This is a genomic window from Nitrospinota bacterium, from assembly GCA_027619975.1.
GTDB lineage: Bacteria > Nitrospinota > Nitrospinia > Nitrospinales > VA-1 > JADFGI01.
This window is the reverse complement of the sequence record JAQCGX010000019.1, coordinates 37,490-56,387: the sequence shown is the minus strand read 5'-3', so window position 1 is coordinate 56,387 and position 18,898 is coordinate 37,490. Positions and strand designations below refer to the sequence as shown.

General features: G+C 47.4%; 17 protein-coding genes. 14 read left to right on the top strand and 3 right to left on the bottom strand.

Going from position 1 to position 18,898, the window contains the following annotated elements:
- Positions 1 to 419 precede the first annotated feature (419 nt).
- From ndhC to O3C58_08355, 10 genes are all read left to right on the top strand, one after another.
- Entirely contained in the window at positions 420 to 776 is a 357-nt protein-coding gene (ndhC, locus tag O3C58_08400) for an NADH-quinone oxidoreductase subunit A (protein MDA0691874.1), read from the top strand.
- Positions 777 to 816: 40 nt separating this feature from the next.
- Entirely contained in the window at positions 817 to 1,302 is a 486-nt protein-coding gene (locus O3C58_08395) for an NADH-quinone oxidoreductase subunit C (protein ID MDA0691873.1), read from the top strand.
- A 10-nt stretch (positions 1,303 to 1,312) separates the two neighbouring features.
- Complete coding sequence (gene nuoH / locus O3C58_08390; GenBank protein ID MDA0691872.1) at positions 1,313 to 2,389, top strand: NADH-quinone oxidoreductase subunit NuoH; 1,077 nt, start codon at positions 1,313 to 1,315, stop codon at positions 2,387 to 2,389.
- An 11-nt stretch (positions 2,390 to 2,400) separates the two neighbouring features.
- Positions 2,401 to 2,970, top strand: a complete 570-nt coding sequence (locus O3C58_08385) for an NADH-quinone oxidoreductase subunit I (GenBank protein MDA0691871.1) — start codon at positions 2,401 to 2,403, stop codon at positions 2,968 to 2,970.
- Positions 2,958 to 3,464, top strand: a complete 507-nt coding sequence (locus O3C58_08380; protein MDA0691870.1) for an NADH-quinone oxidoreductase subunit J — start codon at positions 2,958 to 2,960, stop codon at positions 3,462 to 3,464. The genes O3C58_08385 and O3C58_08380 overlap by 13 nt, the downstream gene beginning before the upstream one ends.
- Positions 3,465 to 3,470: 6 nt before the next feature.
- The gene (gene nuoK, locus O3C58_08375) at positions 3,471 to 3,773 is read left to right on the top strand and encodes an NADH-quinone oxidoreductase subunit NuoK (GenBank protein ID MDA0691869.1); all 303 of its coding nucleotides are present in this window, start codon (positions 3,471 to 3,473) and stop codon (positions 3,771 to 3,773) included.
- Between the two features lie 10 nt (positions 3,774 to 3,783).
- Complete coding sequence (nuoL, locus tag O3C58_08370) at positions 3,784 to 5,751, top strand: NADH-quinone oxidoreductase subunit L (GenBank protein ID MDA0691868.1); 1,968 nt, start codon at positions 3,784 to 3,786, stop codon at positions 5,749 to 5,751.
- A 4-nt stretch (positions 5,752 to 5,755) separates the two neighbouring features.
- On the top strand, positions 5,756 to 7,327 hold the full coding sequence (locus tag O3C58_08365; GenBank protein ID MDA0691867.1) for an NADH-quinone oxidoreductase subunit M: 1,572 nt from the start codon (positions 5,756 to 5,758) through the stop codon (positions 7,325 to 7,327).
- Positions 7,328 to 7,336: 9 nt separating this feature from the next.
- Positions 7,337 to 8,773, top strand: coding sequence for an NADH-quinone oxidoreductase subunit N (locus O3C58_08360; protein ID MDA0691866.1), 1,437 nt, complete (start codon positions 7,337 to 7,339; stop codon positions 8,771 to 8,773).
- 86 nt (positions 8,774 to 8,859) lie between these two features.
- Positions 8,860 to 9,174, top strand: a complete 315-nt coding sequence (locus O3C58_08355) for a hypothetical protein (protein MDA0691865.1) — start codon at positions 8,860 to 8,862, stop codon at positions 9,172 to 9,174.
- A 164-nt stretch (positions 9,175 to 9,338) separates the two neighbouring features.
- On the opposite strand, the gene tatA is transcribed toward O3C58_08355, so the two are convergent.
- Both tatA and rpe read right to left on the bottom strand, forming a co-directional pair.
- Complete coding sequence (gene tatA, locus O3C58_08350) at positions 9,339 to 9,722, bottom strand: twin-arginine translocase TatA/TatE family subunit (protein ID MDA0691864.1); 384 nt, start codon at positions 9,720 to 9,722, stop codon at positions 9,339 to 9,341.
- 219 nt (positions 9,723 to 9,941) lie between these two features.
- A complete protein-coding gene (gene rpe / locus O3C58_08345) occupies positions 9,942 to 10,589 on the bottom strand; it encodes a ribulose-phosphate 3-epimerase (GenBank protein MDA0691863.1) in 648 nt (215 codons plus the stop codon).
- 195 nt (positions 10,590 to 10,784) lie between these two features.
- On the opposite strand from rpe, the gene O3C58_08340 reads away from it, so the two are divergent.
- The 3 genes from O3C58_08340 to O3C58_08330 all read left to right on the top strand — a co-directional run bounded on the left by O3C58_08340 (position 10,785) and on the right by O3C58_08330 (position 15,510).
- Positions 10,785 to 12,539 carry a chloride channel protein gene (locus O3C58_08340; GenBank protein MDA0691862.1) on the top strand — a complete coding sequence of 585 codons (1,755 nt, stop codon included), beginning with the start codon at positions 10,785 to 10,787 and terminating at the stop codon, positions 12,537 to 12,539.
- Positions 12,540 to 12,611: 72 nt separating this feature from the next.
- The gene (locus O3C58_08335; protein MDA0691861.1) at positions 12,612 to 13,586 is read left to right on the top strand and encodes an FAD:protein FMN transferase; all 975 of its coding nucleotides are present in this window, start codon (positions 12,612 to 12,614) and stop codon (positions 13,584 to 13,586) included.
- Between the two features lie 298 nt (positions 13,587 to 13,884).
- Positions 13,885 to 15,510 (top strand): mechanosensitive ion channel, encoded by a 1,626-nt coding sequence (locus tag O3C58_08330; GenBank protein MDA0691860.1) that lies wholly within the window; start codon positions 13,885 to 13,887, stop codon positions 15,508 to 15,510.
- A gap of 21 nt (positions 15,511 to 15,531) precedes the next feature.
- Here the strand turns inward: O3C58_08330 and O3C58_08325 are convergent, their stop codons facing one another.
- Positions 15,532 to 18,027, bottom strand: coding sequence for a heavy metal translocating P-type ATPase (locus tag O3C58_08325; protein ID MDA0691859.1), 2,496 nt, complete (start codon positions 18,025 to 18,027; stop codon positions 15,532 to 15,534).
- A gap of 66 nt (positions 18,028 to 18,093) precedes the next feature.
- On the opposite strand from O3C58_08325, the gene O3C58_08320 reads away from it, so the two are divergent.
- A complete protein-coding gene (locus O3C58_08320) occupies positions 18,094 to 18,894 on the top strand; it encodes a cyclase family protein (protein ID MDA0691858.1) in 801 nt (266 codons plus the stop codon).
- Positions 18,895 to 18,898 lie beyond the last annotated feature (4 nt).

Below are 18,898 nucleotides of genomic sequence, written 5' to 3'. Positions count from 1 at the left end.
CGGCTTTTTTATTGCCTGTATCTCCCAGCAAAACACTCTGCACCCCTCCCCTGCTATACGTTACCTGCCCAAAAAACCCTCCCCAATTATCCACCATTCCCAATAATCAAATCCCCACTTACCTCTACTCTTCCCCCTGCAAATCCTCCCGCCAAATGAATGAAATTATGATATTTCAAGCGCTTTTTCATTGACAAAAAGTACACCCTTAGAGTACTATCCCCCCTCGTTTTATCTAGGTTTTGGACTCCTTGTTTTAGGACTTTTTTTATTCCTGCTCATTGTCTTAAAATCTGATAGATGAAACATAATGAAGCGAGTAAGTGTCCACAACCAGGTATTTCAATTAAAGGCTTGCCTATAACAGCGGACAGCCTGCCCCATCCGCTAAAGGCTTCTTAATACCTTTGGAGAATTAGATGTTAGATCAATACATTGGCGTTGCTGTAATGTTGCTCATGGCTACTGGCATCGCTGTCGGTATGGTAGTTATGACATCTATCCTGGGCCCCAAACGATATTTTCCAGACAAGATGGAACCCTTTGAATGCGGGGAAAGCCAAATTGTTTCCCCCCGTCAACGTTTTTCCGTTAAATTTTACCTGGTAGCTGTTCTGTTCGTTTTGTTTGATATAGAAGCAGTGTTCTTCTTTCCCTGGGCCATACTGTTTAAAAGACTGGGCCTGTACGGCTTGATTGAGATGCTGTTATTTATTCTCATTCTCGGTATTGGACTGCTTTATGTATGGAAGCGAGGCGGACTCGATTGGGAATAACAGACAGTCACCCATTGGATTGGAAGCGGATTATTAAATAATGGAAAACACCGAAATCATCGATCGAGTTAAGTCTCAATTTGGCGATCTGGTTATTGATTCGCACAATTTCCGTGGGGATCAAACCGTCACTATAAAGAATGAGCGTACTTTAGAGTTTTTTCAATTTCTTCGGGATGATCCAAACTTAGCGTTTAATTTTTTAATGGATCTGACCGCCGTTGATTATTATAAGAAGAAATCCCAACGGTTTGAAGTGGTTTACCATTTGTACTGTTTGAAAAATAACTCTCGCTTTCGTGTAAAAATACCAGTGGATGAAAAAGATTGCAAAGTCATATCCATCACTCCATTATGGAAAACTGCAAACTGGTATGAACGAGAAATTTGGGATATGTACGGTATTAAGTTTCAGGATCATCCCAATTTGAGTCGGATTTTGTTGTATGAAGGATTTAAGGGGCATCCCTTGCGTAAAGATTATCCCATCAACAAGCGGCAACCCTTGATTGGGCCGTTAAACTAAAGTTTAAAGAATGCTCGTCGATTTCATTATCACTTTCATCAAAATACTTTTCATACTTGGTGTCACCGTGTGTTTTTTCGCACCTATTCTTACCTGGGTGGAGAGAAAACAAAGCGCCATCATGCAGGATCGGGTGGGCGCCAATCGAGCCGATATTTTAGGCTTCACAGCGCTTGGTTTGTTCCATGCGATTGCCGACGCTTTGAAAATGTTTACCAAGGAAGATTTTATTCCTGACGGCGCCAATCGGATGTTGCACACGCTGAGCCCTATCATCGCTCTCATTCCTGCCATTCTCACCTTTGCTGTGATCCCTTTTGGTGGGTCCTACAATATTTTTGGCAAAGAAGTGAGCCTGGTCATTTCTGATCTGGATGTGGGCTTGTTGTTTGTCTTTGCCATCGCATCAATCGCCACTTACGGGTACGTGGTCGCCGGATGGAGTTCAAACAACAACTGGTCACTTTTGGGTTCCATGCGAACCGCGTCGCAGATGATTTCCTACGAAGTGACCATGGGTTTGACCATTATCGGGGTCCTCATGGTGTACAGCTCAATGAAGCTCACGGTGATTGGAGCTATTCAGGAAGACTTTTTCCGCTGGGGAATTTTTCTTCAACCGTTAGGATTTTTCATGTTTTTGGCTGCATCCATCGCTGAAAACAAGCGGATTCCTTTCGACGCTCCCGAAGCAGAATCAGAGCTGGTTGCAGGATATTTTACTGAATACAGCGGACTCAAGTTTGGCATGTTTTTCATGGCGGAATTTATCGAAATGGTGACCATTGGCGCCATCGTAACGGTTCTGTTTTTCGGCGCATGGCACATTCCTTTCGTGACCACTGCCGGCTTGATCTCGATGTTCGACTTTTTAGGTACAACCGGCTCAAACATCATCGTAATGCTAATTCATGTCGGTGTGTTTTTCGGCAAGGTGATTTTCTTCATCTGGTTTCAAATGACCATCCGCTGGACCCTTCCCAGGTTTCGCTATGATCAGATCATGAAACTGGGTTGGAAAATATTATTACCCCTATCCCTGGCAAATATAGTCATTACCGGGATAGTTATTTTGGCGCTTCAATAAAGGAGGTTGCCATGGCTTACTACGTAAACCGCAATGTTAAATTGACATGGTGGGAAAAAGTATATCTTCCAGAAATCATACGAGGGATGTACATCACCTCGCGGCATTTTTTTATAAACCTGTTTGGTTTTATTCCCTTTTTTCTTGGAAGAAAAAAAGAACGGGAAATTTTTACGGTGTATTACCCGGAAGAACAGGTGGATTATCCTATCGCCTACCGGGGACGACCTGTATTGCCCATGAAAGAGGATGGGACGCCTTATTGCGTGGCCTGCGGATTGTGTGAAATTGCCTGTCCCGCTTATTGCATCGATATCGTTCCGGCGGAGAACACCGGAAAACAAAATGAGGTTGAGCGCTGGCCAGCGGAATTTACCATCGACTACGCAGTTTGTATTTTCTGTGGAAACTGCGAGGAAGCCTGCCCGGAAGAAGCAATTTTCATGAGCAATGATTGTGAAATTTCCATGCTCGACCGCACAAAAATGAAGTACAACAAAGAACAACTCTTAACACCGGTCGCAGAATTACAGGACCGAATTGATTTCACCCGAAACATGTACGCCAAATGGAATTATTAATTTTTTATCCCATCGCCATCGGATGCGTCGTTCTTGCTCTGGGGGTCGTCTTTAATACCAGCCCTATCAACTCCGCCATCTGCCTGATCGGTATGATGCTTGGGTTGGCTGGATTATTTGCCGCCACCCAGGCACACTTCATCGCTATTCTCCAGATTATAATTTACGCTGGAGCGATCATGGTTCTGTTCATGTTCGTCATCATGCTGCTCAATTTGAAGAGTGATGCCGAGGTCTGGAACTCGCGCCCACGAAACACTTTTTTATCCGTTCTCACGGGTATCTTGATGGTAGGCGCTTTGTATAAAATAATTGATGTGATTCTGGAAACTGATTTTGGCGCTCCGCAAAAAGTTTCAGAGACCTTCGGCACGGCCGCACAGGTGGGGGAATCCCTGTTTACGGATTTCGTGCTTCCTTTTGAAGTTGCATCGGTGCTCCTGCTTGCCGCCATGGTGGGTACCGTTGTGTTGGCGAAAAACAAACTGGATTGAATTTAAATGGCTCCTATAGCACATTATCTCATTTTGAGCGCGATACTGTTTACCATTGGCGTTCTCGGAGTTCTCATCCGCAGAAACGCTATCGTGGTATTTATGTGCGTTGAAATCATGTTGAACGCGGTAAATATCTCACTGATCGGCTTTGACCGTTACCTGAATCAGGATGACGGGCAAATCTTCAGCTTCATGGTCATGTGCGTGGCCGCCGCAGAGGTTTCAGTAGGTCTTGCCATTATTATTTCATTGTATAGAAATAAACCGACCGTCAATCTAGACGAATTCAACTTATTAAAGTGGTGAAGGGCATCGCATGCTATTAAAGCTTACCTGGTTAATACCTGTGTTCCCGTTGATCGGGTCCATCATCAACGGTTTCTTCGGTCTGAAGCTCGGCAAGAGACTCGTTGGCCTGATCGCCTGTGGGTCGGTGGCGTTGTCTTTCCTGACGACCCTTTTGGTATTTATCGGCTATCTCCTGCTTCCTGATAGCGGAGCTGTTTATGAGCAAGTGCTCTTTCAATGGATTGTAGCCGGGGACTTCAATGTCCAATTCGGTTTTCAAATTGATCCACTCTCCCTGACAATGATGACCTTTGTCACCGGTGTGGGGTTTCTCATCCACGTCTATTCCACCGGTTACATGCATGAAGAATACAGTTTTTACCGTTTCTTTGCCTACTTGAACCTGTTCATGTTTGCCATGCTGCTTTTGGTGATGGGCAACAATTTTCTCGTCATGTTCATTGGCTGGGAGGGAGTCGGTTGCTGCTCGTACTTCCTCATCGGCTATTATTTTGAGAAGAAATCAGCTTGCGACGCAGGTACCAAGGCATTCGTTGTCAACCGGGTGGGAGACTTCGCCTTTCTACTCGCGGTTATGTACATATTCGATATTTTTGGAAGTATCGACTACACCACAGTATTTCACGCGGCCCCGCATAAAATTATCTTCGGCGAAGAAGCCATTACCATCATCACCCTTCTGCTTTTAATTGGGGCGACCGGTAAATCGGCGCAGATCCCTCTGTACACCTGGCTTCCAGATGCAATGGAAGGCCCGACTCCTGTCAGCGCCTTGATCCATGCGGCAACGATGGTCACCGCCGGAATTTTTATGGTCGTTCGTTGCAGTGTGCTGTTTAACATGGCTCCAATGACCATGATGATAATGGCCTTTGTCGGCGGCGGAACCGCCTTGTTTGCGGCAACCATCGGCATGACCCAGTTCGATATTAAACGCGTCCTCGCCTACTCGACCTGTAGTCAAATCGGCTATATGCTTATGGCTTGCGGCATCGGCGCATACACTGCAGCGATCTTCCACATGGTCACACACGCTTTCTTCAAAGCCTGCCTCTTTTTGGGTTCGGGAAGCGTGATCCACGGAATCAATGGCGAGCAGGACATGCGAAAAATGGGCGGCCTCAAAGATCACATGCCTACTACATACAAAACATTTCTCGTATCCACTCTGGCCATTGCGGGGATTCCTCCGCTCTCAGGTTTTTTCAGTAAGGATGAAGTGCTTTATCATTCCCTTATCGACGGCAACGTCATCTTATGGGGAATGGGAATTTCAGCGGCTTTGCTGACGGCGTTTTACATGTTTCGCTTGGTATTCATGACGTTTCATGGCGAATCTCGCGTTGACCCTGAAGTCCATCCGCACGAGTCTCCCAATGTAATGACCATGCCTCTGGTGATTCTGGCAACACTGGCCGTTGGCGGCGGGTTGCTGGGGGTTCCGCTGATTCACGGATGGCATGTGCTTCACAACTGGCTGGAACCGGTTTTACATTTTGATCTACCTGCTGTACTGAGCCATTCCGAGCATTTGCTCCACGAAAGAGGCGAACACGCGCCATCATGGGGACATTTACTGGTGGAACAAGAACACAATATCTGGCTGGAAGTTTCCTTAATGGTGTTCTCGGTTCTTGTCGGCGTCACCGGAATCGTAATGGCTTATATTTTCTATATCAAGAGGCCTGATCTCCCCGACAAACTCACTCAGGGTCAATGGGGTTATGAAATTGTAAAAAATAAATACATGGTGGATGAATTATACGACGAGACCGTCGTCAAACCCATCTTGGAAGGTTCACACATACTCTGGAAAAAAGCAGACGCGCAAGGTATCGATGGCACGGTCAATGGTGTGGCCAAGGTCATCGGCTGGTTCAGCGAGCAGGCAAAAGGTTTTCAATCTGGCTTTGTAAGAAACTACGCCCTGTTCATTGTTATTGGTTTTATTGGATTATTGATGATAGCGTTATAAAAATATGTTTCTTACTTTTCTGACAGTTTTACCCATTGTAGGGGCACTCGTCCTGGCGTTCCTGCCCAAGGAAAAGGAAAGCCTGATCAAGCAGACTGCCGTCGGGTTTGCCGCCGCGGATTTTCTTTTATCCCTGCAATTGTGGATCGATTTCGATAACACCACACACGCGATGCAGTTTGAATACACTGTGCCCTGGATTTCTTCCTGGGGAATCAGTTATCACGTCGGCTTAGACGGAATTTCACTGCTTCTGTTTGTGATGACCACCTTCTTAACGCTGATTTGCATCATCTCGTCATGGGACATAAAAAAATCCATCCGCGAATACATGATGGCCATGCTGGCGCTTTCCACCGGCATGCTGGGAGTGTTCATTTCCCTGGATATGTTCCTGTTCTATGTATTCTGGGAATTTCAACTGGTGCCCATGTACATCATCATTGGCGTGTGGGGCGGTCCGCGTCGTATTTATGCCGCCGTTAAGTTCTTTTTATATACGGCGGTCGGCTCTCTGTTGATGCTGGTAGCCATCATCTGGATTTATTTCATAATCCAGGAACAGACGGGAGTCACGACCACAGACTTGATGTATATAACGGAACATCTCAATATTCCGTTGGACACGCAGAAATGGCTCTTCCTGGCGTTTTTTCTGGCGTTTGCCATCAAGGTTCCCATGTTTCCGTTTCACACCTGGCTACCGGATGCACACGTTGAAGCTCCGACAGCAGGCAGCGTGATTCTGGCCGGGGTGCTGTTAAAAATGGGGACCTATGGGTTTTTACGATTCAACCTGCCTCTGTTTCCGCATGCCAGTAACGAGTTTCTGCCGTATATTGCCGTCCTGTCTATCATTGGCATCATTTATGGCGCTTTTGTTTCTATAGTGCAGGAAGACCTGAAAAAACTGGTCGCCTATTCCAGTGTCAGCCATCTTGGCTTTGTCATGCTGGGTATATTTGCGTTTAATCACTACGGCATGCAGGGCGCACTTTTACAGAATATCAACCATGGAATCAGCACCAGCGCTCTCTTCCTTTTGGTGGGGATGATTTATGACCGGCGTCATACCCGGTTGATCTCTGAATTTGGCGGGCTGGCCAAGGTGATGCCAAAATACACCGTTTGTTTCATGATCGTCGCTTTATCATCCATTGGTCTTCCGGGGATGAATGGTTTCGTCGGCGAATTTTTGATACTTCTCGGTATTTTTCAGGTTAACGGGTTATGGGCCGCTTTGGCCACCAGTGGAGTTATATTTTCCGCCTGCTATATTCTTTGGATGTTCCAGCGCGTTATGTTTCAGGAGTTAAAGAATCCTAAAAATTTCAAACTACCGGACATGAATCTTCGGGAAATGATCACTATCGTGCCGCTGATCGTTCTGATTTTCTGGATTGGCATCTACCCGCAACCATTTATGAAAACATTTGAGGCCTCGGTGACCCATTTGATCACCAAGGTGAATCCTGATAATTTCCGACCCAAGAAGACAGAAGAACACCATGCGGCTTTGATCAAGCAGGAAGATCTGGCGCAGTTGAATAAAAAGCTTCAGGGCAACAAGCATTAAGGAGTTGACGTGGAACCCATTGCCGCACCCGAATCAATTGATCTAGTCGCCCTGGCGCCAGTCCTTGTACTGACCGTCTTTGCCGCCGGGGTTCTGATTCTTGACCTATTTGCCGGGAAAAATAAAACTCTGCTTGCCTTTGTGAGCCTGGTCGGTTTGTTGATGACTGCCATCAGCGCATTTGCCAAGGTGGGTCTGCCTGTTCACTCCTTCAACGACAGTTATATCGTCGATCATCTTTCTGTATTCTTTATTTTAATTTTTACCGTCAGTTCGGCCTTGGCTATTTTACTCTCCATCGAATACAACAACCGCGAGGGTATCAAGGCTGGAGAGTTCTACAGTTTAATATTATTTTGCACCGTAGGAATGATTCTTCTGGCGTCGTCTACCGACCTGATCATGATTTTCCTGGGCATCGAGATCGTGTCCATCTGTCTGTATGTGCTTGCCGGCATTCGCCGAGATGATGTCAAATCCAACGAAGCGGCGCTGAAATATTTTCTATTAGGAGCGTTCGCTACGGGATTTCTCCTTTACGGCATGGCCCTTATGTACGGTTCCACCGGCACCACCAACCTGATCAAAATCACCGCCATGATCAAATCCGGCGAGGTCGGTTCTCAACCGCTGATGCTGATGGGCGTGGTTCTTCTGGTGATCGGCTTCGGGTTCAAAGTAGCCTCAGTCCCCTTTCACATGTGGGCGCCAGACGTCTATCAGGGAGCGCCCTCCCCTGTGACCGCTTTTATGGCGGTGGGTCCTAAAGCGGCGGCATTTGCGGCTTTTTACCGAGTCTTTGCAGAGGCCTTGCCTGACCTGGCATCCACCTGGGAAACCCTGCTTTATGTGATTGCAGTGCTGACCATGTTTGTTGGCAACCTGGGTGCCATCATGCAGACCAATATCAAGCGTCTGCTTGCGTACTCAAGTATTTCCCACGTTGGCTATATTCTGATTGCAGTCATAGCCAAAGGTTCCCTCGGTAGCGCCAGCCTGTTATTTTACATGGTCACTTATGCCCTCATGATTTTTGGCATATTTGGCATTATCATCATCCTTGGAAGAAAGGGCGATGAAAACCTGGAGCTTGAAGGTTATTCCGGATTGGGGTTCAAGCACCCTGTGCTCGCCCTGAGCATGACCGTTTTCCTGCTTTCGCTGGGCGGACTGCCTCCTTTTGCGGGCTTCGTCGCCAAGTTCTATATTTTCAGTGCAGCCCTCAAAGAAGGTTTCCTCTTTCTTGTAATCATTGCGGTTTTAAACAGCGTCATTTCCTTCTATTACTACTTGAAGGTGATCGTGTACATGTACATGAAGGAACCAGTGGGAGAGTTCAAGATCACCCTGTCTCCCATCACTCTTTTCGTAGTGGCGTTGGCCGTTATCGGAACCATTCAGCTGGGAATTTTCCCCGACCCTATCATTTCTCTCGCCCAACAATAGTCCAACTTGCAGTTGGCTGTTGCCACTTCCTACGGTATAATCGTTCCATACGATTTATAACTTTTTAATCTAGAGTGATTTTTCTTATGAAGATGCACCATTTAGATAAAGAAAAGGTGGGAACTATCATGGCGGTGGTGAAGGAAGTGCTCGACTCGGGCCAATATCCGCCGGAAAAGATTGAACAAATCTTTAGTCTGTCGGAAGTTGACGGCGAAAAGTTTTTGGAGTGTAAGGCCCACCCCCTGCAAAATGCAAAAGTAAACTTTGAACTGGACCCGGACAAAGGCGCACGGTTCTTTGATCCATTTAATTTCTTTACCCGTGGGATCTATAAAGATATGGACGGGTTGACCGTGTGGACGACGGACAACCTGAAAGAACCCTGGCAATACGATTGAACCAGAGTAACGCAGGAACAGATATTAACGTGCGATGAACTTCTGGCTGACAAAACCCCAAGCGGGATATCCCCCCCGAGACATTCAGGGCAAAAAAAAACGCCCGGCGCTATAACTAGCGCTGGGCGTTTTTGTATTCTTAAAATCTACAGGAAATTTGCTTCTTAGCTTTTCTTCGATTCTTCCTGTTCTTTACTAAAATCGTAGGAACCTTTTCTCGGCAGAGAGGCTGTAAACGCATCAGCGGTTTCCTTCATTGCCAGGTCTTTAGCATCCCCTGCTTCTTGTGCTATTTTCCGCTTTAAAGCTTCTCTTTCTTCATCGGTCAGGTTGGGATCGTCCAGACCCTGCCCCTTCCCTTCTTCAATTGCTGCTGCGGGTTGGTCTCCCACGGGGGCATCTTCCTCCTCAGCTTCTTTCATGGACGTTTTAAAGTTCTTGATACTGCGTCCGAAAGCACTTCCGATCTCCGGCAATTTCCCCGCCCCGAAGATGATCATAATGATGACCAGTATGATCATCAATTCCGGAAATCCGATTCCCATCATGGCAACAACCCTCCCGTAAAATTTTCTTTAAAAGCTTCCCCAAGGAAACTTAATCAAAAAACAAACTGTTAGAAATTATTGAGTTTGAATAGTTTAGCCCCATTCAACCATCAATTACAAGGGAAATAACAGGCAAATGGCCGTGCCAGACTGGCAAATTTCTGACTCTATTCCACTAGGCGGCAAAAATGAAAATACCCCCAGTGAACTTTCCGGCTATTAAGCATCTCGCAATTGCTGAATGGCTTTTTTGTAGTCCTTGCTATTAAAAATGGCCGAACCCGCCACCAGGACATTGGCGCCCACCTCCTTGAGTTCTCCGGCATTTTCCACCTTCACCCCGCCATCCACTTCGAGATCAAATTCATGCTCGTAATTTTTCATTATTTCGCTGAGGTTCATGGTTTTATCGAGGAGGGAGGGTATAAATTTTTGCCCGCCAAACCCAGGATTGACCGACATCAGCAACACCATATCAATCTCATGCAGGACCTCTTCCAGGCTGGAAAGCGGCGTCGCGGGATTGAGAACCACGCCGGCGCGAACCTTCTGGTCTTTAATATGCTGAATCGTCCGATGCAGATGCGGACAGGCTTCCACATGAACGGTCAAAATGTCCGCCCCAGCCTGCGCAAAATCTTTTATATATCGATCGGCATCCGCGATCATCAAATGCACATCCAATGGCAACCTGGTGACTTTCCGAATCGCTTCGACGACCATTGGCCCCACGGTTATATTGGGGACAAAATGCCCATCCATCACATCAATATGAATCCAGTCCGCGCCTGCCTGTTCCACGGCTTTGACTTCGTCACCCAGTTTGCTGAAATCCGCTGCAAGAATTGAGGGAGCAATTTTTACCATCTCTGAGATTCCTTAAAAAATTTTTTATCCTGACATAGTGTCCAGCGATGAGAATAACACAGGGATAGAAGGTGCATAAATCATTAAATGTCACTTTGAAAAAACTTTTAGCTAATTAGATATTACTACTGCTAGTCATTGGTTAAGACATAATTTATACTGAAAATGCTTTTCATCTACCCTTTCTAGGAATCGATGTCATTAAATAAAGAAAAAATTAGAGAAACCCTGCGGGATCTCTTGATGAAAGATCACAATCTGCTGATTCTGGCAGCGTTGATCGGTTTTTTAGCGGGTATCGCCTCTACCGTGTTTCGTTGGATGATTCATTTTGTCGACACGGTGTTTTCTGAGCAGGGGCTCTCTCTGATCGGAATTTCGCCAGCTTTATTCCCCTTTATGCTGCCCTTTATGCCCATGATCGGGGGTTGGATTGTCGGCGCCATCTGCCACTTTTTTCCCAATGCGGTTAAGGAAAATGGTGTGCATCGGGTCATCCACGCCGTGGCTATGCAAGGTGGCAAGATACGCAAGCGCACAATATTTTCCTGCGCCATCACGTCGGCCTTAACCATTGGTTCCGGCGGTTCCGCCGGCCGGGAAGGCCCCACCGTTCAAATTGGCTCAGCGGTGGGCTCATCCGTTGGTCAATTATTTCACTTGTCGACCGAACGTATTCAGGTACTTGTCGGATGCGGCGCCGCGGCCGGCATTGCGGCCTCTTTCAACGCGCCACTGGCGGGGGTTTTATTCTCTCTTGAGGTCATCATCGGCAACTTTACCATTCACACTTTCAGCCCCATCATCATCGCCTCTGTCATCGGCACCGTGACCGGCCGCGCTTTCGAAGGCAATGAAATCACTTTCCAGGTTCCGTTCCATCAACTGGTCAGTTATACCGAGATTATATTCTACATGGTCCTCGGCCTGCTTTGCGCTCTGGTCTCGAGGGGATTCATCCTGTTCTATTTTCAGGTAAGACAATTTTTCACCAAGACTCTCACGATTCCAACCCACATGAAGCCTGCCTTAGGGGGGCTTCTGGTCGGCCTCATTTCCATTCAAATCCCTGAGGTTCTTGGCAACGGGTACGAGGCCATGGAAAAGGCACTGACAGGAAACATGTTCTGGGGGCTGGCGTTGGCTTTGGTTTTTTTGAAAATACTTTCCACTTCTTTAACTCTGGGCTCCGGCGGACTGGGTGGAATATTCGCTCCCTCGCTTTTCATGGGCGCTATGATGGGCGTGACTTTTGGAACAGGAATCCATTGGTTATTCCCAGGGATAACAGCCACTCCGGAAACTTATGCGGTTGTGGGAATGGGAGCGGTCGCGGCGGCGGTGATGCAGGCTCCATTGACCATCATTCTCATGCTTTTTGAGTTGACCAACGATTACACCCTCATCCTGCCCATTATGGTGACGTGTATACTCGCGGCTTTCGCGTACCGGGCGATTGCCAAGCATTCCATCTACGTTCAGTATCTTTTGAATGAAGGTATCAATATCAAGCATGGGCGGGTAGTCTCCATCCTCGACGCCATCAAGGTGAAAGAGGTTATGAACAGGGAAATCACGACGATCCCTGAAGAAATGCCCTTCCGGAAAATACTGGAGACCATCTCCTATTCGAAAAACTTTTATTTCCCGGTCGTGAACCGCCAAGGAGATATGACCAGCATCCTTTCGTTCAATGACATTCGGGAAATGTTTTTTGTGGAAGGCCTGGAAGACCTCGTTGTCGCCGGTGAGCTGTCCACAAAAAAGGTTCTTTTTTTGCAACCCGACCAAAATCTGAATGAAGCCATGGAAATGTTTGCCCGTCTGGATGTGGACCAGCTTCCCGTCGTGACCGGAAAAGAATCCCGCAAGGTCATCGGTATGCTCAACCGGGGGGATATGGTCGCCGCCTATAACCGCGAGGTTCTGGTCTCCGAATTTGGTCGTTAAAATTTTCTTCCTCAACAACTAATGCCTCTCTACCCCTTGCAACTGAAGCCTATCTTTTTAATCCTGTTTTTCATGCAGGTCCTCAGTGCCTGTGGACCCAAAGAAGATAATCTTCTTAAGCGAAGCCAGTTCATCATGGGAACCCTGGTGGAAATCACCGTTCGCGAGCCGGATGCAGATAGGGCCCAAATGGCCATCAACCAGGCGTTTGCCGAAATGCGACGACTGGAAAACCTGATGAGCACGCATCTTCCCGATTCTGAAATTTCCAAACTGAACGCCACGGCGGGAAAAAATTCATTTTTTCCTGTTTCCGATGCAGTCCTCGAAGTCATAAAGCGGGGAATTCACTGGGGCGACCGATCCGACGGCGCTTTGGATATATCCATCGGCCCGCTAAGCCGCCTCTGGCAGTTCGATGATGAAAATCCCTCCCTGCCAGATGCCCAACAGCTCGCTCAAGCGATCCGGCTGGTAAACTTCCGCGACATCGAGGTCGATGCATCCCAAGTCCGGCTCAAGCAACCGGAGATGTCCCTGCATCTCGGAGCTATCGCCAAAGGGTATGCCGTAGACAAGGCGATGGACGTCCTTATAAATTTGCAGATTCGGCATGCGCTCATCAACGCCGGTGGCGATTTAAAAACCCTGGGAAGCAGAGAGGACGGCAAGCCCTGGAATATTGGTCTACAGCATCCGAGAAAACCGGAGCAATTGATTGCCTCCTTTGCCTTGTCCAATAAAGCTGTGGCCACCTCCGGCGATTACCAGAGATATCTTATGGTGGACAGTACCAGGTATCACCACATATTGAATCCGGCATCTGGCATGCCAGCGCGGGGAATGATCTCTACCACCATACTCGCCGATAACGTTATGGACGCCGATGCCCTGGCAACAGCGGTTTTTGTCCTCGGGCCGGAAAATGGCATAGAGCTTGTGAATTCCCTGGACGGGATTGAAGCGATGCTGGTATCGGATTCCGGGGCTATCCTCTTTTCAAAGAATTTCCAATCCCAGCCCGGATTAGTTCTTCAGGGTTTCTAAGAGGAAACTTCCAGTTAACCAAATAGTATTGGTTAAAATAAATTTTCTTATATAATATTTTTACATTTTATTTCTTTTAATTAACCCCAATTCTTTACGGAATTAGGATTTAATTTTATCTGACATCATGCATTTAACCGGTCCAATACAATTGCCTATCCACCGAAGTTATTCACGGTTCCCTAAAAACTTTCTTGTAATCTTTAGTTTTTTGCTTTTTTTCTCTCTCTATTCCTTTACGAATCTTTCTCTGGGTCAAGAAACCAAGAATGCAAAGGAAAATACAAGAGAACTCGGTTTGGAAAAGGACCAAGCCACTCTTCTGCAAATTACAGAAAGAATTGTTACTGTAAAAGAAGAGCTTGACCTTCTGGAGAAAAAACCTGTAACCCAGGAAATCACCGACCGCATCAATACACTGCAAAAAGAGGTGGCCAACCTCAATCAGAGTTTCGAAACGGCGGCCACGAAACTTCAGGAAGAAGAACTGTCTCAAAAAGAAGAAGTCAAATTTGACTGGTCCAGGGAATTGCAGGAGATCACCAAACCTCTGCTGTTGGCTATTCGTGAAATTTCGGACAAGCCCCGGAAGATCGATACCCTGAAAGCCAGAAAAGAATCCCTGGCAAAACAAATCAGCCGCTACGAGGATGCTAAAAAGCACCTTGAGGCCTTGGCTGCAAAAAACTCCATTGAAGATAAGGAAATAAAGAAAAATTATGTGACTCGGCTAAAGAAGCTGGCTGAAAAATATAATTCGGAATCACTCAAATTCAAACTGGAGGAAACGCAACGATCCCTGAACCAAATTCAGGCAACAGAAAAATCTTTTTTTGAATTTTTAACCGATTCTTTCGGAGAATTTTTCAAGGTTCGTGGAAAGAATTTTTTATTCGCCTTATTTGCTTTTTTTGGGTTCTGGTGGGGTATTAATAAAATGCTCCACTTCGTGAGCGATAAAACCAAGCTTCTCAAAAGGTTGAATCCTCAGCTCCGAAAATTAGTCCAGGCCGCAAGCAACGTTTTTATTTTGGCCATTTCGGTATTTGCTGGTTTGGTTTCACTTTACATGCAGGATGACTGGCTTCTGCTCAGCATTGTCATCATGACTCTTTTCGCCGTTGCCTGGAGTTCGCGACAGATCATCCCGGAGTTTCTCAAGGAGTTACGTTTAATCCTGGATCTTGGAACCGTTAGGGAAGGTGAGCGATTACTCTGGAAAGGAGTTCCTTTTCTGGTAAAAGACATCGGGATCTATACCACTCTCGTAAATATCCGTCTGGCAGGAGGAATCATAAAAATGCCGACGGGGGAACTGTTGGGGCAACACTCGCGACCCGTTGTGAAGACCGAACCCTGGTTTCCCACTAAAGCAGGAGATTGGGTCATTCTTTCTGGCGAAATCTATGGACAAATAGTAACCCAGACGATTGAGCAGGTCATTATCTGCCATAAGGGATCCATGAAGTATTATCCAACTACGGAATTTCTCACTCTGCATCCCGTTAATCTTTCCACAGGCTTTAAAATCATTATTGAGTTTGGTCTGGACTACGGCGAGCAATCCCGAATCTGCGACGAAATTCCAAAAATTTTTGAAGAAGGATTACGAAAGCATCTCGCGCAACATTTTGAAAAAGACCCTCCCGATTTTCTGAATGTTCACGTATATTTTAACGATGCGGGAGCGAGTTCACTCAATCTGATAATTATTGTAACTGCGAATGGAAAATGTGCGGAGGATTACTACCCTTTGAAATGGGCTGTCAGCACAACCCTGGTGAAAATCTGCAATGAAAATGGACTGGTCATTCCATTCAACCAACTAACGGTGAGCCTTTCGGACGATGTGAAATCTTTTGCCTCAAACAGTCTAAAAAATCAAAGCACGAAAAAAATTCTAAGCGAACAACCTGAGGTTTGATGGGCTCGTTATCTTAGGAACTTACGAGCCTGAAGACTTGAAACGTTTCAATAGCAGCGCGTTGCTAACCACAGAAACGGAACTGAACGCCATGGCGGCGGCGGCATAAACGGGTTGCAAAAGAATTCCATAAAGTGGAAAAAAGACACCTGCTGCCAAGGGAATTCCCAGAGCATTATAGAAAAATGCCCAAAACAGGTTTTGCCTGATCTTGCGCATAGTCTGTTTGCTGAGTTCGATGGCATCGGCTACGGCGTTGAGGTCTTTCGTCATCAGAGTGATGTCGGACGCTTCCATGGCGATATCGGTTCCCGACCCAATGGCGATGCCAATATTCGCTTCAGCGAGTGCCGGGGCATCATTGATTCCGTCCCCCACCATAGCCACAAAGCGGCCATCCTGTTTTAATTTTTTCACCTCTTCGGCTTTGCCGGCGGGAAGAACCTCCGCAAGCACCCGGTCAATTTTGAGCTCGTCCGCAATGGCTTTAGCGGTGTGAGGGTTGTCGCCGGTGATCATCACGATCTCAAGGCCCATGTTCTGCAATCGTTTGATGACCTCTTTAGCTTGCGGTCTCACGGTGTCGGCGGCGGAAATAATCCCTGTCGCCTTTTTACCAAGGGCCAGGATCATGGGAGTTTTTCCCTGATGCGCCATTTCCTCGATTCTGCCTGTTAATGCAGAAATATCCACGGCATCATCCTGCATCATTTTTAAATTACCCAGGGAAACGTCAAGTCCGTCCACCTGCCCCTGAACGCCATATCCGGGCCGGGTGGCAAAATTGGCAATGGGAACCAGCTTAAGATTCCGCCGCGCCGCTTCCTTGACAATCGCCTGCCCCAAAGGATGCTCCGAGCCTTTCTCCAGGGAGGCGGCAAGAATCAGAAACCGGTCCACTGAAATTTTCGCTTCCGTTTCGATGAACACGTCCGTCACTTCCGGCTGGCCCCAGGTGAGCGTTCCCGTCTTGTCAAAAATGATAGTGTCCAATTTTTGCGCCAGCTCAAGGGTTTCTCCACCTTTAATAAGGATGCCCATTTCAGCGCCCTTCCCTGTACCCACCATGATGGCCGTCGGCGTGGCCAACCCAAGAGCGCAAGGGCAGGCAATGATCAGTACCGAAATGAAAATCATCAAGGCAAAAGTAAACGGAGTCGTCGGCAAATGAACCACCGCCTCCCCCACTCCCCACCAGAAGAAAAATGCCACAACGGCGATGCCGATCACTACAGGCACAAAGATTCCCGCCACCTTATCGGCCAACCTTTGAACGGGGGCCTTCGACCCTTGCGCTTCTTCCACCAATTTGATGATCTGCGATAACACCGAATCCTTGCCAAGATGGGTGGAGCGTAATTTAAAATACCCGGTTTTGTTGATGCTGGCCCCAAACACGTCCTTGCCGGAGTCTTTCTCAACCGGGATGCTTTCCCCGGTGATCATCGATTCATCAACCACCGCTGTTCCCGAAATAATGGTTCCATCAACCGGAATTTTTTCACCCGGCCGGACGATCACCGTATCTCCCGGAACCAATTCTGCAATTGGAATTTCAACTTCTTCCCCATCGCGCTCTATGCGAGCGGTTTTTGGTTGCAGTCCCATCAGTTTTTTAATCGCCGCTGAAGCACGGCCTTTAGCTCTGGCCTCCAGCCATCTTCCCAGAAGCACCAGAGTAATGATCATGGTCGAAGTGTCGTAATAAACGGCAATCTCCTGCCCCAGAAACTGGAGAGACGATGGAAAAAAAGTCGCAAAGGCGCTAAAAAAATAGGCGGATGACGTTCCCACCGCGATGAGGGTATTCATGTCGGCGTAGCTGTGTTTCAATCCCGCCCAGGTTCCCCGGTAAAACTGCCAGCCCGCCCAAAACTGCACCGGCGTTGCCAGAGCAAATAACCAGGTGTGAAAAAATGGAGATTCCGCATTCGGCAGGAAAGGAATCATCCCCGGCATGCCGCTCAACATAATCACGGCGCTCAAAACCGCGCTGGACACAAACTTTAACCTCACACGCTTAAGTCCACTGGCATGCCGTTCTTCTTCGGTAGTCTCACGGCTCTCTCCTTCTTCCTCACTCGGAAGCAAGGTGTAGCCGATGTCTTTCAAGGCGGATTGAAAATTTTGCAATCCCGTGATGGAAGGAAGATACTCAATCACCGCTTTTTCCGTCGCCAGATTCACACGCGCCGCAAAAACACCCTCGATGCCGGATAGCTTGCGCTCCACGCGGGAAACGCAGGAGGCGCAAGTCATTCCCTGCACGGGAAATACCCGCTTGACCCGTGGCACCTGAAATCCGAGTTTTTCAATCGTGAGGGAAACATCGGCTGGAGAAATTTTCTCAGGATCATAGGCGACAGTGGCCACTTCGGCGGCAAAATTCACACTGACTTTTTCAACGCCTTCCAGTTCCCCGACTTTTTTCTCGATACGGGCCGAGCAACTGGCGCAAGTCATTCCCTTGACTGGAAGGTTTACAGATTGAATTTTGGATGTTTGGGTCACTGACATAGCTGGATAATCTCAAAAAGAATCATGTTATATTCAGGATACACCATTTTTTTTAGGATTTTTTCTATGAAAACGTTTCAAAGGTTTTTCAAAAAATCTCTACTGACATTTTGCCTCATACAAATCCTTTTTGGGACACAGGGTTTTGAAGCAAGTGCTGAACCCCGCCTGGTGGATCTGACGCATTCCTTTGATGAAACCACCATTTATTGGCCGACCAGCAAGCCCTTTACGCTTGAGAAAGTCCATGAAGGTTTAACTCCCAAAGGGTATTGGTACGAGTCGAATGATATCAGCGGGTCCGAGCACGGCGGTACGCATCTCGACGCTCCAGCGCATTTTGCCCACGGCAAATGGCATGTGGAAGAGATTCCTCTCGACCGCCTGATCGCTCCTGGAATCGTTGTGGATGTAAGTAAACACGCGTTGAGCAATCCTGATTACCTTATCCGTAAACAAGATTTTTTGGAATGGGAAAAACAACACGGAAAAATTCCGGAAAACGCCACGGTTTTAGTTCTAACCGGGTGGGAGTCTTTCTGGCCGGACAAAAAGAGATACCTTGGAACGGAAAAACCCGGTGACGTCGGCAACCTTCACTTTCCAGGATTCAGCGCAGAAGCGGCACGGTTTCTGGTCGGCGAAAGAAGCATAGGGGCAGTGGGACTGGACACGCCGAGCCTTGATGCCGGGCAATCGCAGGATTTCATCGCGCATCAGATTTTTGGTGAGGCCAACGTTCCCGGTTATGAGAACGTCTGCAATCTAGCCACCTTGCCCGCAAAGGGAATTCGTATAATCGCCCTGCCCATGAAAATCGGCAAAGGAAGCGGCGCACCGCTGAGAATCGTTGCGGAGGTAAACTAAATAA